General features: G+C 65.6%; 12 protein-coding genes and 1 riboswitch. Of the genes, 4 read left to right on the forward strand and 8 right to left on the reverse strand.

Annotated elements, in window-relative coordinates:
- The first annotated feature begins 57 nt into the window (after nucleotides 1–57).
- The 3 genes from R2N03_RS12720 to R2N03_RS12730 all read left to right on the forward strand — a co-directional run bounded on the left by R2N03_RS12720 (nucleotide 58) and on the right by R2N03_RS12730 (nucleotide 2,563).
- Nucleotides 58–753 (forward strand): hypothetical protein, encoded by a 696-nt coding sequence (locus R2N03_RS12720; protein ID WP_316658007.1) that lies wholly within the window; start codon nucleotides 58–60, stop codon nucleotides 751–753.
- 524 nt (nucleotides 754–1,277) lie between these two features.
- Nucleotides 1,278–2,189 (forward strand): bifunctional hydroxymethylpyrimidine kinase/phosphomethylpyrimidine kinase, encoded by a 912-nt coding sequence (thiD, locus tag R2N03_RS12725; RefSeq protein ID WP_316658008.1) that lies wholly within the window; start codon nucleotides 1,278–1,280, stop codon nucleotides 2,187–2,189.
- A 14-nt stretch (nucleotides 2,190–2,203) separates the two neighbouring features.
- On the forward strand, nucleotides 2,204–2,563 hold the full coding sequence (locus tag R2N03_RS12730; protein WP_316658010.1) for a hypothetical protein: 360 nt from the start codon (nucleotides 2,204–2,206) through the stop codon (nucleotides 2,561–2,563).
- Nucleotides 2,564–2,596: 33 nt separating this feature from the next.
- Here R2N03_RS12730 and R2N03_RS12735 read toward each other — a convergent pair whose 3' ends face one another.
- The 8 genes from R2N03_RS12735 to thiC all read right to left on the reverse strand — a co-directional run bounded on the left by R2N03_RS12735 (nucleotide 2,597) and on the right by thiC (nucleotide 12,757).
- The gene (locus R2N03_RS12735) at nucleotides 2,597–4,180 is read right to left on the reverse strand and encodes a hypothetical protein (protein WP_316658011.1); all 1,584 of its coding nucleotides are present in this window, start codon (nucleotides 4,178–4,180) and stop codon (nucleotides 2,597–2,599) included.
- A 9-nt stretch (nucleotides 4,181–4,189) separates the two neighbouring features.
- On the reverse strand, nucleotides 4,190–6,607 hold the full coding sequence (locus R2N03_RS12740) for a T6SS effector phospholipase Tle3 domain-containing protein (protein ID WP_316658012.1): 2,418 nt from the start codon (nucleotides 6,605–6,607) through the stop codon (nucleotides 4,190–4,192).
- Nucleotides 6,608–6,778: 171 nt separating this feature from the next.
- On the reverse strand, nucleotides 6,779–7,255 hold the full coding sequence (locus R2N03_RS12745; RefSeq protein ID WP_316658013.1) for a VOC family protein: 477 nt from the start codon (nucleotides 7,253–7,255) through the stop codon (nucleotides 6,779–6,781).
- A 125-nt stretch (nucleotides 7,256–7,380) separates the two neighbouring features.
- Nucleotides 7,381–8,535: a thiamine phosphate synthase gene (locus tag R2N03_RS12750; RefSeq protein ID WP_316658014.1), complete on the reverse strand. Its 1,155-nt coding sequence runs from the start codon at nucleotides 8,533–8,535 to the stop codon at nucleotides 7,381–7,383.
- Between the two features lie 99 nt (nucleotides 8,536–8,634).
- A complete protein-coding gene (locus R2N03_RS12755; RefSeq protein ID WP_316658015.1) occupies nucleotides 8,635–9,471 on the reverse strand; it encodes a thiazole synthase in 837 nt (278 codons plus the stop codon).
- 9 nt (nucleotides 9,472–9,480) lie between these two features.
- Nucleotides 9,481–9,696: a sulfur carrier protein ThiS gene (thiS, locus tag R2N03_RS12760; protein WP_045205182.1), complete on the reverse strand. Its 216-nt coding sequence runs from the start codon at nucleotides 9,694–9,696 to the stop codon at nucleotides 9,481–9,483.
- A complete protein-coding gene (locus tag R2N03_RS12765; protein WP_316658016.1) occupies nucleotides 9,693–10,835 on the reverse strand; it encodes an FAD-dependent oxidoreductase in 1,143 nt (380 codons plus the stop codon). The genes thiS and R2N03_RS12765 overlap by 4 nt, the downstream gene beginning before the upstream one ends.
- 14 nt (nucleotides 10,836–10,849) lie before the next feature.
- A complete protein-coding gene (gene thiC, locus R2N03_RS12770) occupies nucleotides 10,850–12,757 on the reverse strand; it encodes a phosphomethylpyrimidine synthase ThiC (RefSeq protein ID WP_316658018.1) in 1,908 nt (635 codons plus the stop codon).
- A gap of 99 nt (nucleotides 12,758–12,856) precedes the next feature.
- A riboswitch (TPP riboswitch) is annotated at nucleotides 12,857–12,958 on the reverse strand.
- Nucleotides 12,959–13,173: 215 nt separating this feature from the next.
- Here thiC and R2N03_RS12775 point away from each other — a divergent pair.
- Nucleotides 13,174–14,334, forward strand: coding sequence for an NAD(P)H-dependent flavin oxidoreductase (locus R2N03_RS12775; RefSeq protein ID WP_252692162.1), 1,161 nt, complete (start codon nucleotides 13,174–13,176; stop codon nucleotides 14,332–14,334).
- Nucleotides 14,335–14,336 lie beyond the last annotated feature (2 nt).

Genomic DNA, 14,336 nt, shown 5'->3' on the forward strand with positions numbered 1-14,336 from the left:
TGCGCATGCCGAGGCAATCGGCATGCGCTTTTTTCGCTTCCGCCTGACCGAATTCGTATGACCCGATCTGCCCGCATTCTGTTTTCGTTCGCCTTCGCCGCGCTCGCTGCCACGGCACAGGCCGCCGGCCCGGCTTCGTCCAACCCGCTGACCGCCCTGCGCGTCGAACACCAGATGTCGTCGCTCGGCACCGACGGCATCCAGCGCGACGCCCGCTTTGCCGAACGCGTCTATCGCCAGGGCGACCGCGTCTGGATCGCACGCGAGCTGCCGCCCGCTTCGGCGCACGCCGAGCACGACCACGCCAACGCCCACGCCGGCCACAAGCACGCCGATACCGACACCGCGCCGCGCTGGATCGAACGCGACGCCAAGGGCGCGCTGACCGTGCGCGTGGTCAGCGAATCTCAGCAGAAGAACTACGCCGTGGAACCTGCCGAATATTCCAACATCGGCTTCGACGGCTCGTGGGCGACGGCGTATCACCTACTCGACCCGGCCGCGCTCCAGGGCATGCGCGCCGAAGGCCCGGTACGCAATGGCGTGCAGACCTACCGATCGACGCAGGGCGAGCGCACCGTCACCGTCGATTGGGACGTGGCCGGCCAATACCCGCGCCGCGTGGAATCGCGCAACGCCACCGGCACCCAACGCAAGCTCACGCGCGTGACGGCGTTGCCGGCGCCCGCCGCCGCACCGTGGGAACGCGCCCAACGCTACGCCGCTGCTGATTACACCGACCTCATGGACTGACGCGCCGCCGTCTGCAGCCGGAGCGCCAGGCAAAAAGCCTCGCGCTCCACACCCGGACAGCCGATCGCCGGGGTCCAAGGCCCGTGCTCCGCTCTCCGAGCTTCAAATTTTCGACCTCGGAGGGCGGCCTTCCACGCTCCAATGCTCACGCTCCAGCCTTGGAGGGTGGCGAACGGCGCTCGGAGCCCCACGCGCGGCTCTCCAAGAGCCACCAAAACGGTGCTTTGACAGCGGTGCGCCGCCCTCTGAGCCTCGCGTTCGACCCTCAGGCGGTGGCGCTCCAGGGTTTGAGCCTCGTGATCGAGGGTAAAAGCGTCGCGCTCCACGGTCCGAGGCTCGCACTCGCGCCGGAAACGATCACTCCCGACGGTTTGAGCCTCGCGCGCGAGCCAAACACCGTCACGCTCCACGGTTTTTGCTTCGCGCTTGGGCCTGAAACCGTCGCCTTCCGGGGTCAGAGGCTGGCGCGTCGATCCGGCCACGATAGCGCTATAGTGCGAAACACCCCCACACATTCGCACGACATGACGATCACCGACCCGACCCTCGCTGCGTTTGCCGCTCCTGCCTCGCACGTGCCACGCGTGCTCACCATCGCCGGTTCGGACAGCGGTGGCGGCGCGGGCATCCAGGCTGACCTGAAGACGTTTGCCGCGCTCGGCTGCTACGGCATGTCGGCCATCACGGCCATCACCGCGCAGAACACGCTGGGCGTGACGGCGGTGGAATCGCTCACGCCCGACATCGTCGCCGCGCAGATCGACGCCGTGGCAAGCGACATCGGCGTCGATGCTGCCAAGACGGGCATGCTAGGCACACCGCAGGTGGTGGAAGCCATCCTCTCGGCGCTGGACCGCCACCCGATCGCCAACCTCGTCGTCGATCCGGTCATGGTCAGCACCAGCGGCGCGCAGCTCGGCAGCGACGCCACTGTGCAAGCCATGGCGAAATGGCTCTTCCCGCGCGCGTTGGTCGTCACGCCGAACCTGCCGGAAGCCAGCGCGCTGCTCGGCCGCGAGGTGCGCACCGCCGCCGACATGCTGCCCGCCGCGCGCGACCTGCTGGCGCTCGGCCCCCGCGCCGTGCTGCTCAAGGGCGGGCATCTGGCCGCCACGTCCAACGCCGGTGAAGACGGCGTGCTGCAAGACGTGCTCGTCACCGCCGATGGCACCGAGCGCATCTACGCCCATACCTACATCGACACGCCGCACACGCACGGCACCGGCTGCACGCTGTCCGCCGCCATTGCCGCGCACCTGGCGCGCGGCGATGCGCTGGAGGCCGCCATCGAAGCCTCGCTCGATTACCTGCTGCACGCCATCGGTGCCGGCCGCCACCTGGCGCTCGGTCGTGGCGCTGGTCCGTTGAACCACGGGTTCGCGCCACGGCCGCTCGCCGCACCGCGTTCGCTCGAAGTGGATGTCGAGGAAGACTGATCAGGGGAGCTGCCATGAAACGCCTGCCGATCATGCTGGTTCGCTGCCTTCCGGTGGCTGTGCTGTGCGCGCTGCTCGGTGCCTGTAACGGCTACATCAGCCTGGGCTCGCCCATCGGCAGCGCCTTCTCGATTGGCGGCACGTTGTCCGGGCTGCCCGGCGGCCAGTCGATCGTGTTGCTCAACAACGGCCGCGATTCGCTCACGCTGGCGGCCAACGGCCCGTTCGTGTTTGGGGGGTTGGTGCCGTTCGACGACAGCTACCTGGTGACGATCAGCACGCAGCCCGCATCGGCCAACTGCGTGGTGACGAATGCCAGCGGCACGGTCAATGGGGACGTGAACAACGTGCAGGTGACGTGCCAGGCGCGTTGAACCTATCTTGTAACCCCGCCACGGAACGCCAGCCTAGTTCCTATCGGTCCGCTCCCCAAACCAAGCCCAATACGCCCGGTTCTCGCCTCGTGCGCGCGGCCAGTACGCCACCGGTGGCTTGGGTTGCCAGCCCGGCGGCGGCCCGATCAGCACTGCCCAGCTGTCGGTGGAATCTGCCACGCTGGTGACGACGGCACTCTTGCCGCTCTGGTCGGCATACGCCGCCGCAAACGCGGCATTGACGGCAAAGCTGGCTGCCCGCGCCGGCCCCTCCATGTGCTCCGCCACGCTATACACGTTGGCGATCTGGTCCAGGTCAGGCCACTGCTGGTGAATAGCGGCGCGCAACGGCCGCATCAAGGAAGTGACATTGTCGGCATGCTGCGGCACGTCGTAGTAGACCCGCTCGACCGGGTGCTGTTCTGAGGCCTGTGCTTGCACGGCTTGCATGAGCCCGGTCCACGCGCCGCCGGGGTTGGCCGCCTTGTTGCCAATGGCGCCTTGGTGTTGATGCGGGGTGTAGATCGAGGCCAGTGCTGTGTAGCCCCAGTCGGCGCTTGGGTGGCCGAGGATCAGCAGGGCGGTGTTCTCGTTGGTCTGCTCGCCCATGGGGTAGTTGGGCGCATCCACGTTCCATACCCACGCCAGCTTGTCGGGGTGTTGCGCCAGGAACTTGAGCGCGTCTTGCAGGTTGTAGAAGCCGACGTTGGTGTCGCCTGCCGACACCGTGACGTTGGGCAACTTGCCTTCTGGGTTGAGCAGCATGCTTTTGGCTTGGGCATCGCTTGCGATCTCGTGAAACACCAGCCGCCGCACCGCGAGCAGTGACAGGGTGCGCTCGCCAATAATCATTTCCGGAAAGACGCGCGTACCGCGTACGGTCCTACCCCTGTCGTCTTTGTGCAGGGTGACCCAGTAGTCGCGCATGCGTTCTTCGGCATGGGCGGCGTCGTAGGCCAGGATGCTGGGCGCGGGCATGCCCATAGCCTTTTGCTCTTCAAGAAGGTCTTTCTGTCCCGTACTGGGGTGAGTGTCGTCAAGGTAGGTTGGCGTGTTCAACCACTCGCGCGGCAAGCCAAAGAACACGTTCGGGTCGAAGTAGTTAGGGCGGCTGGTACCCCGCTTGAGGGAATAGAAGTAGTTCGGGTTTTCCAAATAGTCGTTGAAAGTGAGCAGCGGGGCGGTAATCAATTTGCTCAATGCCGACTCGAATCTGTCGCGCTTTACATGTGGAAAATCCTCCAATCGTTCATGGCGCGACAAGCCGAGCGTCAGCTGCCCCACTGCATCGCCCAGCTTGAAGCGCTTCGCCTGCAGGTCGTCGTCATTGGGCTGTGCGAGCCCTTGCGCCCACAGCAGATTCCATTGAGTGGGGTAGCTTCGGCGCATCAGCGGGTTAAGCCATTGCACCCCAAGCAGAACGGCGGCGGGGGTCTGGCCCTGATCACCTTGTTGTGCTTGCGCTTGCATGCGCGGCCAGGCGATGGGTTGGCGGTAGTAGGTTTTATTGGTGGGCATCTGGACTCCGGATTGACAGGCAGTAAGCAACAGGCAGGCGACGGCTAGCGCGTGGGTGGCAGCACGCCGATAAGCGATGAGATGAAATGAATCGCGCATGTGGGTTCCTCAGGCGTAGCGTGGTCCGTCTGGCGACGTGTGGTACGCATCTAAGCGTCCGGGATTTCGCGCGTCGTCAATGCCAATAGCGCTGACAGCGCCCTTGATAGCCGCTAGGTTTTTGTGTTGCTTCAACGGGCCGTTGTCGTAGAGCGCTGCCTTCGTGCCGTAGTACGTGAACTCGCTGTCGTTCTTGGGATCGCGCGCCGGCGGGTATTCGTCCTTGTCTGCTGGCTCACACCACCGCCAATCCGCCATCCGCCGGAACTGGTTCATCAACAGCTCATCGAAGTGGCACAGCCCCACGTCCACGTCATACGCGAGCACATGTTCGGCATGCATGGTGTTGGTGAGGATGGTGGAGTGGTTGGTGGCTTGCGCGTCTTCGCCGTCCTTCATCAGCGCCGTGCGCTCTTGCTGTTCGAAAGCGCCAAACGTGGTGCCGCGCAAGGTGTGGTGTTGTGCGGCGTTCATCTTCTTGACGTCGTCTTCCGCAAAGGGCACGCCCTTTCTGAGGGACCCGTCGTCGTTGTAGAGTTCGCGCCGCGCGCGCTGGCGCACCCCGGCGTTCTGGTCGTAGCGCATGGCGGCTTCGCTGGTGGCATTGCCGTAGCCGGACTTGCGTTGCTCGGCGTAGGGGTCGAACTGCCCTTCGGGGATGCGCCGCTTGCGGTTCAGCGCATCGCTGGCGGATTCCTTGTGCGCGTTGAAGGGGCCGACGGTGCGCACGCCATCCGGATGTGAGGCTTCGCCGGGCCGGGGCTCGCCGTGCGGCAGGTAGACGGCTTGGGGCACGATGCCGCCGCTGGGCACCTTGGGGGCATTGACTAGCACAGCCCAGTCATCCGCTGGGTCGGCATTGACGTTGGTGGCGCCCTTGATGGCTTGGCCGCCCCACATGATGGCTTGGATCGGAACGCCGGCAGCGCTGGCGAGAAGCTTGCCCCAAATGCTCTTGCGCGAATCGCCCCAGATTCTGGCGAAGGAAACACTCGCGGTGTCAGGGGACGGCGTCCAGAAGGTGGGCTTGGTGTTCCGCGGTTTGAAGGTGCCGGTGGTGTCATCCCAACCGCTGCCCTCATCGGCCGGCGTGGCGCCGATGGTGTCGTGCCAATAGCGGTAACGGTAGCCGGGTTCTGCCCCAACCTTGTACGGGGTGCCCGGCTTGGTCTGCGCCCAGACGCGTTGGAACAGAATGCCCTGAGCCCCGGTGGCTTGCACATCCTTGTCGTTCAAGCCAAGCCAGCCCATGCCTTGGACCGGTGAGACGGAGATGACGCGGTCATGCGGGCAGCAATAGAGGAAGGCGCGCCCCCGGGTCCGGTGGTCAGCGCTGTCCTGCGCGGCAGTGCGCGGGGTGTCGCCGTGCTTGGGGCACGCGTTGAATCCGAGCTGGTCCACGGCGTGGTGGCTGTAGTGCTGGGCCCGGGCCTGGAAGTGGCGCACGATGTCGAAGAAGCCCTTCAGGCCGGCAACGCGCGCGTCGTAGGTGACGCGGCCTGCGCCGTCAAATTGGCTGAAGTTGTCCAGGCGACTACCGCGCAGGCTGTAAGGCGGGTTGGCGAGGACGTAGGTGTCGGCCACGCCCCAACCTTTGGCGCCCGTTTCTTTGTTCGCTCCGAATTCAATATGGTTGGCGCCGAAGTAGGCAGAGGCCAAGCCCACCATGTTGCCCTGGCTATGGCAGACGACGGTGACGGGGCAATCGCGTTCGAAGATGTCGCGGTGCAGCTCGCGGATGCGAGCGACCAGCTTGGCTAACCGCCAGGCGGCAAAGGCCTGGTAGTGGCGCGTGGGCGCGCTGTAGATTTGCCGGTCGCTGGTTTGCAGGTGCTGAAGTTCAAACAGACCGCCCAGGACTTCGCTGTCGGTGCCCTTGCCGAACAGATCCGGCAGAGCGGAGGCGCCATTGACGAACGGACCGCCGCCCCAGGCGTTTTTCTCGTCGAGCAGAATATTGCCGCCCACACTGGCAAGCTCGTTTCGAACGGTGCCGTCTTCCTGGACGACGTCTTCGCTGCCGGCTTTGTAGCCCCAGCGGAAGCGGATGACGGGGCTGGTGCCGCTACCCGGCTCAACGAAGGTGTTGGCTTTGAGGTCGTCCGATATATAGCCGTCTTCCGTCAGTTCGGCCGTGTATCGCATGGGGCGCAGCTTGCCGCTCTCCTTGGGGTAGGCGACCTGTTCGTCGTTGCGTTGCAGGCGGGCATTGAGCCCCTTGCAAAGGCCTTCCTCTGCGGCATCGAACCATTCGCCGGCGGAGTTGACGCCATGCACGAAGATGATGACGCCGGGCAGTGGTGCGGGATAGACAACCTTGCGGCATGGGCCGCCGGGCAGGGTGATGTCCGTCACCTTGATGCCGTAGAACGAGCGGCGGTGGGCGGTGACGGGAGTTTCGGGCAGAGCCTGTTCAGGGATAGTCATCGTGCTGGACCTCAGGGTGGAAGATGCAAACGCACACAGATCCACCAGTGTCGGAGCGTCTCGCACGAAATCGACGAGACTCAACACTCTTTGACGTCATCGCCTCCGAGGCCCGCACGAGAAAAAAAAGCGCGGCTCTCGTCCGCGCTTTTTTCTTTGCGTCACCGATATTCAAGCCGATGCCGCCTGCTCCTTCGTCCACTTCTCCATGCGCTTGGCCATCTCATCGGGCGCCACGTCTTCGACATGCGTGGATACGGTCCACACGTGGCCGAACGGGTCTTTAAGCGTGCCGGAGCGATCGCCGTAGAACTGGTCCACCACCGGGCGCACCTCGGTGCCGCCCGCTTGGATGGCATTGGCAAAGACGATGTCGACGTTCGGCACGTAGACCATCAGCCCGATCGACGTGCTCTGCAGTGTGTCGGGGCTGGCGCAGACCATGTTGGGCACCTCATCGGCCAGCATGATGGGCGAATTGCCGATACGGATTTCGGCGTGCGCGATGGTGCCATTAGGACCGTTCATGCGCATGATCTCGGTGGCGCCGAAGGCCTGCTTGTAGAAGTCGATGGCGCGCGTGGCGCCTTGGATGCTGAGGTATAGGGTGACGCTGTGGTAACCCTCGGGGATGGGCTGGACCGCCATGTCTTGTCTCCTGCAGCGTGTGTTGGAAAGCCGCTGCGGCAACAACCGCAGCGGCGCACGAACAGGATAGGTCAGCAAAAACCCGGGTGGGCGACGCAAGCGCACAGACGTGCGGCTGACGATGCTTACGCGCGCACGTGCGCCGCGAACGTCGCTTGCAATGCGTCCACCGCCGCCGACACATCGGCCGCCTGGTTGATGGCGCGCACCACGGCCACGCTGCCCACGCCGGATTCCAGCACGCGCGGCATCGCTGCCAGATCGATCCCGCCAATGGCGACCAGCGGCGGGGCCGGCACGCGCGTGCGCATGGCAGCCGCGTAGGCGAACAAGCGACCGAGGCCCTGCGGCACGGTCGGCATGGTCTTGGTGGGCGTGGCGAACACGGCGCCCAGTGCAAGGTAGCTCGGGTTCAGCGGCGCGACGCGCAGCATTTCGGCAAAGCCGTGCGTGCTGATGCCAAGGCGCAAACCGGCCGAGCGAATCGCCACCAGGTCGGCATCGTCAATGTCTTCCTGGCCAAGGTGAATGCCGTAGATGCCGCTCTTGGGCACCTGCGCGTGCACATCCAGCGTGACTTGCCAGTGGTCGTTGATGAACAGGCGCGTGGCGCTGCCGCGTGCGGCGGCTTCTGCGCGGCGCACCTGGTCCACCACGGCCCGCGCGTCGTCCGACTTGAAGCGCAGTTGTACGGTCGGCACCTTGAGCGCGACGAGGCGCGCTACCCATTCGGCATCCGGCACGACGGCGTACATACCGAGTTGCCTCGGGCACGGCGCAAAGGCGAGGTCCGCCGCGGTCGGGCACGGCAACGCTGGTTCGACCACGCGTGGCAGGGCATCGAATTGCGTGGGCCACGCGAGGACATCGGCATTCGCTTCGGCGATCCACGCGCGCGCCACGCACAGCGCATCGCGCGGCTCGAATGCCAGCGCGAGCGCCGCACCGAACACGGCGACAAAGCGAGCGTCAAGCGCATCGCCTGCTGCTGCAGAGGTGAAGCGATACGTGCCGAGGCGATCATGCACGGTGTCGATGCGCTGATCGCGTTCCACTGCCGTCAGCACAACGGCCGCACCAACGGAGCGAGCGCGTTCGGCCTGCGCGGCATCGGTGGTCAGCAGAACAGTGTTGGGAGTAGTGGCTTCGTCAGCACGATCGGTCACGCTCCAGGCGTGCGGCGCGCGACCGAAGGCTTCCACATGGCGATCGATGATCCGTGCGGCAAGCGCAGCCGCTTCCGGCCACGTGGCGGAGAAACGCAAGGCAGACAGGCTCATGCGACCACCTCAGTCTCGTTATCGTTCATCAAACTGCATCGGCATCGGTGGTGGATCATATTCGCGGACGTGCGCCTCCCCGCTGCGCGGGGGCCCTGCTTACTGCTCATACGTCCTTCGCTCTTCCGCATGCCAGAACGGCAAACCCACAACCGGCGTGCTCGCCTGCGCGACATCACGCTCAGGCATCGGGCCGGACAAGCGCGCAAGGCGACCGGCCTGCGTGGCCATCGCAAACGCCTGCGCCATCGCCACCGGGTCGCCCGCTTGCGCGACAGCGGTGTTCAGCAGCACGGCGTCGTAGCCCCATTCCATCACTTGCGTGGCGTGCGACGGCACACCCAGGCCCGCATCGACGATCAGCGGCACGTTGGGCATGCGTTCGCGCAGCAGGCGCAGGCCGTATGGGTTGGTGGGCCCGCGGCCGGTGCCGATGGGCGCGGCCCACGGCATCAGCGCCTGACAGCCGACGTCGAGCAGGCGACGGCACAGCACAAGGTCTTCGGTGCAGTACGGCAGCACCTTGAAGCCGTCGCGGATGAGGCGTTCGGCCGCAGCGGGCAGCGCGAGCGTATCGGGCTGCAGCGTGTAGTCATCGCCGATGACTTCGAGCTTGATCCAGTCGGTCTCGAACACCTCACGCGACATCTGCGCGAGGGTATAAGCCTCGTCGGCGGAATAGCAGCCGGCGGTGTTCGGCAGCACGGGCACGCCGAGGTCGCGCAGCATCTTCCAGAAGCCGGCACCGCCCTCGGGCGAGCCCGCGCTCTGGCGGCGCAGCGCCACCGTCAGCATGGCCGGGTTGGACACGCGCACCGCGTCTTCCAGCGCTTGCGGCGACGGATACCGCGCGGTGCCGAGCAGCAGGCGCGAGGCGAAGGTCTCGTCGTAGAGGCGCAGCGGGTCCGCCACGGCGGAAAGGTTCGTAGTGGTCATCGAAGACTCCTAGCCGCCCACGACGGGCTGCACGAGCGCAATGCGGTCGCCCGCGTTGAGCGCGTGCTGAGCATGGCGCGCCTTGGGCACAAAGTCGCCATTCACCGATGCGGCAAACGGCGGCGCAATTTGCAATTGCGGCGCAGCAGCACCAATGGCATCGGCCAGCGTGCTGCCCGCAGGCAGCGCGAGCGACAGGTCGTTGAGGGTGACGTTCAGCGTCATGACAAAACAGGTTCGGGGGATGCGGCGGCGAACAGCGCGGGCCATTCGCAGTCGTCCGTATCGAAGGCACAGCCGTCCAGCACATCGCACGCCGCTGCCACCGCGGCTTGGGTGACGGCGGGCGCGATCATGTAGCCGTGCCGGTACAGGCCATTGACCGACAACGTGCCAGCGCCGTCCCAGCGGATGGCCGGACGGTGGTCGGGCAGCGTAGGGCGGCACTGCGTGTTCAGCTCCAGCACGCGCGCCTCGCCAAACGCGGGGTGCACAGCGTAGGCAGCAGAGAGCAATTCCAGCGTGGAGCGCACGCTGGCCGGCGACATGTCGTCGGATTCCAGCTCGGTCGCACCGATCACGTAGACGTTGCCCGGCTTGGGCGCGATGTACAGCGGGTAGCGCGGATGCAGCATGCGCACCGGCCGCGTGAGCGACACATCCGGCGCATGGATGCGCGCTACTTCGCCACGCAGGCCACGCAAGCGCGGCCACTGCGGCTTGGCACCGAGACCACGGCAATCAAGCACGAGGCGCGCGCCAAGCCCTGCAGCGGCCAGCGCCTCGGGGCTCGGATCAGCAACCTCCGTGTTCCAGCGCAATTGCACGCCCAGCGCTTCCAGCTCGGTCGCCAGCGCATCCAACACGCCGCGCGGGTCAAGCTGACCTTCGCCCGCCAGATACAGGCCCTGCGTGAAGCGTTGTGCGAGCAGCGGCTCGAGCTGGGCAATGCCGGATGCGTCTACGGCGCGCAGATCGGCGGCCACGCGCTCGGGCGGCGCGGCATTGCGCACGTGGTTGGCAAACAGCGATGCCTCACCACGGTCTGCCGCGTGCCACACCACCAGCGTGCCGGCCTCCTGGAAGAACACCGGCGTGCGCAGCTTGGGCAGCCAATCGCGCCACAGCGCCAGGCTTGCCAACCCCAAATCGACGACGAAACGATCGGCCACGGCGGCTTCGGCCAACGGCGCCAGCATGGCTGCAGCTACATACGCGGCGGCACCGCTGCCATCACGCGCGCCGCGCTCCACCACGGCAATGCGCGCGGGGGGCACCCCCGTTTGCGCAAGTTGCCAGGCACACAGGCGGCCAGCGAGGCCGCCACCGAGGATCGTTACGTCGAATGAAGTTGAGGTTGGCATTGCACCGGTTGTGGTTAGCTGTAGATCTTGCTGCCGCTCTTGCGGAACTCGATCGACTTCTCTTCCATGCCCGCAGTTGGGTTAACTGCTGCGGCGGTGGCGTTGGAATCGAGCGATGCCGCGTAGTCGCGCACTTCCTGCGTGATCTTCATCGAGCAGAACTTCGGACCGCACATCGAACAGAAGTGCGCGATCTTAGCGCCCTCGGCCGGCAGCGTTTCATCGTGGAAGGCGCGTGCCTTCTCCGGATCGAGGCCGAGGTTGAACTGGTCTTCCCAGCGGAATTCAAAGCGTGCCTTCGACAGCGCGTTGTCACGCAGCTGCGCGCCCGGCCAGCCCTTGGCAAGGTCGGCCGCGTGCGCGGCGATCTTGTAGGTGATGATGCCTTCGCGCACGTCTTCCTTGTCGGGCAGGCCCAGGTGCTCCTTGGGCGTGACGTAGCACAGCATGGCCGTGCCGTACCAGCCGATGTTGGCTGCGCCGATGCCGCTGGTGATGTGGTCGTAGCCCGGGGCGATGTCGGTCACCAGCGGGCCCAGCGTGTAGAACGGGGCTTCGAAGCAGTGCTTCAGCTCTTCGTCCATGTTGGCCTGCACGCGCTGCAGCGGCACGTGGCCCGGGCCTTCGATCATGACCTGCACGTCGTGCTCCCACGCCTTCTTGGTGAGTTCGCCCAGCGTGTGCAGCTCGCCAAATTGCGCGGCGTCGTTCGAGTCGGCAATGCAACCGGGGCGCAAGCCATCGCCCAGGCTGAACGACACGTCGTACGCCTTCATGATTTCGCAGATCTCGTCGAAGTGCGTGTACAGGAAGTTTTCCTTGTGATGCGCCAGGCACCACTTGGCCATGATCGAACCACCGCGCGAGACGATGCCCGTGATGCGGTCAGCCGTGAGCGGCACGTAGCGCAGCAGCACGCCCGCGTGGATGGTGAAGTAGTCGACGCCCTGCTCGGCCTGCTCGATCAGCGTGTCGCGGAACATCTCCCACGTCAGGTCTTCCGCCACGCCGCCAGTCTTGTCCAGCGCCTGGTAGATCGGCACCGTGCCGATGGGCACCGGCGAGTTGCGCAGGATCCATTCGCGCGTCTCGTGGATGTGCTTGCCGGTGGACAAGTCCATGATCGTGTCGGCGCCCCAGCGGATCGCCCACACCATCTTTTCCACTTCCTCGGCCAGCGACGACGTCACCGCCGAGTTGCCGAGGTTGCCGTTGATCTTCACGCGGAAGTTGCGGCCGATGGCCATCGGCTCCAGCTCGGTGTGGTTGATGTTGGCGGGGATGATCGCGCGGCCGGCAGCGATTTCCGCACGCACGAATTCGGGCGTGATGTCTTCCGGGCGCTGCGGCAGGTTGGCGCCGTACGAGAAACCCGGATGCTGCTTGAGCAATTGGCGGTATTCGGGCTTGTCTTGCAGCGCCTGCAGGTTCAGCGATTCGCGCAGCGCGACGTACTCCATTTCCGGCGTGATGATGCCGCGACGCGCATAGTGCATCTGGCTCACGTTGGCGCCAGCCTTGGCGCGGCGCGGGTTCGTCAGTTGTGCAAAGCGCAGGTGGGCCGTGGCCGGATCATTGGCACGCGTGCGGCCGTATTCGGACGACAGGCCCGAGAGGATTTCCGTATCGCCGCGCTCGTCGATCCACTTGGCGCGCAGCGGGGCCAGACCGGCCTTCAGGTCGATGTGCACGTCCGGATCGGAATACGGGCCCGAGGTGTCGTACACCGGCACCGGCGGGTTCAGCATCTCGCCCTTGTCGGTGCGCGTGGCGGTCTGCTTGATGGTGCGCATCGGCACGCGGATGTCCGGGCGGCTGCCGACGATGTAGGTCTTGCTGGAGGCCGGATAGGCGAACTTCTGGTCGAGCTCGGACTGCAGCGAGTCGAACGATGCGGCGGGGGCGCTTTTGGCTTGGGGCATGGTCTCGTCCTAGATTCTGTGGCCTGGTGGAGCAGGCAGTGGACGAAACCGGGAGAGGTGGCGTGGCCCGAAGAACTGAGGGGGTGGCTGCCAGAGACTACGCGGTGTTCTGAAACTTCCCACGCCGGTACGAACCGGATCGGGTGCGAAGGGACTCTCTCAGCCGCACGGCCCATCCGTACGGCACCCCTGTTTCATCCAACGAGGCTGAATTTAAGCACAGGGCCGCCGGCGTTGCCAGCACGAAAACCAGTGACGTGACGGTTGGCCGGTCATTTCAGTCCAAACCGCCACGCAATGTGCGGCGGCGCGCACCGGCACGGCCGGCCTTGATCTTGCGCAACCCCATCGCGTTTCACCTATGCGACGCTCAATCCCTTTTCTATTGCATTGCGGCACGGCCGCTGGGAGTTGTCATGCTGGAGCGTCGGTTCACACTCGCGGGGCGCAGCCTCGTACCCATCGTGCAGGGCGGGATGGGCGTGGGTATTTCGGCGCACCGGCTGGCCGGCGCCGTGGCGCGCGAAGGCGGCGTCGGCACCATCGCCAGCATCGACTTGCGCCATCACCACGCAGACCTTGTTGCCGCCACCGAGAAATCCCGCGACAAGGACGCCATCAACGCCGCCAACCTTGTCGCGCTGGACCGCGAGATTCGTGCAGCGCGCGAAGGCAGCCAGGGCAACGGCATGATCGCCGTGAACGTGATGAAGGCGGTGGAATCGCACCCGGCGCTGGTGCGTCAGGCGTGCGAAAGCGGCGCCGATGCGATCGTCATGGGCGCGGGCCTGCCGCTCGATCTGCCCGAGATGACGGCGGAGCATCCAAAGGTGGCGCTCATCCCGATTCTTTCCGACTCGCGCGGCGTGGGCGTGGTGCTCAAGCGGTGGATGAAGAAGTCGCGCCTGCCCGATGCGGTGGTGATCGAGCATCCGACGCACGCCGGCGGCCACTTGGGCGCGGCGCGCATCGAAGATTTGCGCGACGAGCGCTTTTCGTTTGCGCGCGTGCTGGACGAATGCCGTGAGTTGTTCATCAAGCTTGGGCTGGCTGCGGAACAGATTCCGATCATCCTGGCCGGCGGCATCGACTCGCATGCCAAGGTGAAGCACTGGCTCGACAAGGGCGCCGCTGCGGTGCAGCTCGGTACTGCATTTGCCGTGACGGAAGAGGGCGATGCGCACGTGCGCTTCAAGCGCGTGCTGACGGGCGCGGAGCAAGGCGATATCGGCGAGTTCGTCAGCGTGGCGGGGCTGCCGGCGCGGGCCGTAATGACGCCGTGGCTGTCGCGGTATCTGTCACGCGAAAGCGCGCTGCAGGCCAAGGCCAAGGTGCGGGATTGCTTGCAGGGGTTCGATTGCCTACAGACGTGCGGACTGCGGGATGGCATCGGCAAGGTGGGGCAGTTCTGCATTGACCTGAAGCTGGCGCAGGCGCTGCGGGGGGATGTGGAGCGCGGGTTGTTTTTCCGTGGGGCGGGGAAGCTGCCGTTTGGCGAGGCGATTCGGCCGGTGAAGGAGTTGATGCATTACTTGCTGACCGGAGAAAAACCGGCGGCATCCTCGACGGCCACCTGATG

The organism is Ralstonia condita, from assembly GCF_958405655.1.
Lineage (GTDB): Bacteria > Pseudomonadota > Gammaproteobacteria > Burkholderiales > Burkholderiaceae > Ralstonia > Ralstonia condita.

What these genes read in the sequence shown, in the direction of transcription:
- R2N03_RS12730 (WP_316658010.1), top strand. Translation starts at nt 2,204, where the DNA reads ATGAAACGCCTGCCGATCATGCTGGTTCGCTGCCTTCCGGTGGCTGTG.
- R2N03_RS12775 (WP_252692162.1), top strand. Translation starts at nt 13,174, where the DNA reads ATGCTGGAGCGTCGGTTCACACTCGCGGGGCGCAGCCTCGTACCCATC.
- R2N03_RS12745 (WP_316658013.1), bottom strand. Translation starts at nt 7,255, where the DNA reads ATGGCGGTCCAGCCCATCCCCGAGGGTTACCACAGCGTCACCCTATAC.
- R2N03_RS12750 (WP_316658014.1), bottom strand. Translation starts at nt 8,535, where the DNA reads ATGAGCCTGTCTGCCTTGCGTTTCTCCGCCACGTGGCCGGAAGCGGCT.
- R2N03_RS12735 (WP_316658011.1), bottom strand. Translation starts at nt 4,180, where the DNA reads ATGCGCGATTCATTTCATCTCATCGCTTATCGGCGTGCTGCCACCCAC.
- R2N03_RS12755 (WP_316658015.1), bottom strand. Translation starts at nt 9,471, where the DNA reads ATGACCACTACGAACCTTTCCGCCGTGGCGGACCCGCTGCGCCTCTAC.
- thiC (WP_316658018.1), bottom strand. Translation starts at nt 12,757, where the DNA reads ATGCCCCAAGCCAAAAGCGCCCCCGCCGCATCGTTCGACTCGCTGCAG.
- R2N03_RS12720 (WP_316658007.1), top strand. Translation starts at nt 58, where the DNA reads ATGACCCGATCTGCCCGCATTCTGTTTTCGTTCGCCTTCGCCGCGCTC.
- R2N03_RS12740 (WP_316658012.1), bottom strand. Translation starts at nt 6,607, where the DNA reads ATGACTATCCCTGAACAGGCTCTGCCCGAAACTCCCGTCACCGCCCAC.
- R2N03_RS12765 (WP_316658016.1), bottom strand. Translation starts at nt 10,835, where the DNA reads ATGCCAACCTCAACTTCATTCGACGTAACGATCCTCGGTGGCGGCCTC.
- thiS (WP_045205182.1), bottom strand. Translation starts at nt 9,696, where the DNA reads ATGACGCTGAACGTCACCCTCAACGACCTGTCGCTCGCGCTGCCTGCG.
- thiD (WP_316658008.1), top strand. Translation starts at nt 1,278, where the DNA reads ATGACGATCACCGACCCGACCCTCGCTGCGTTTGCCGCTCCTGCCTCG.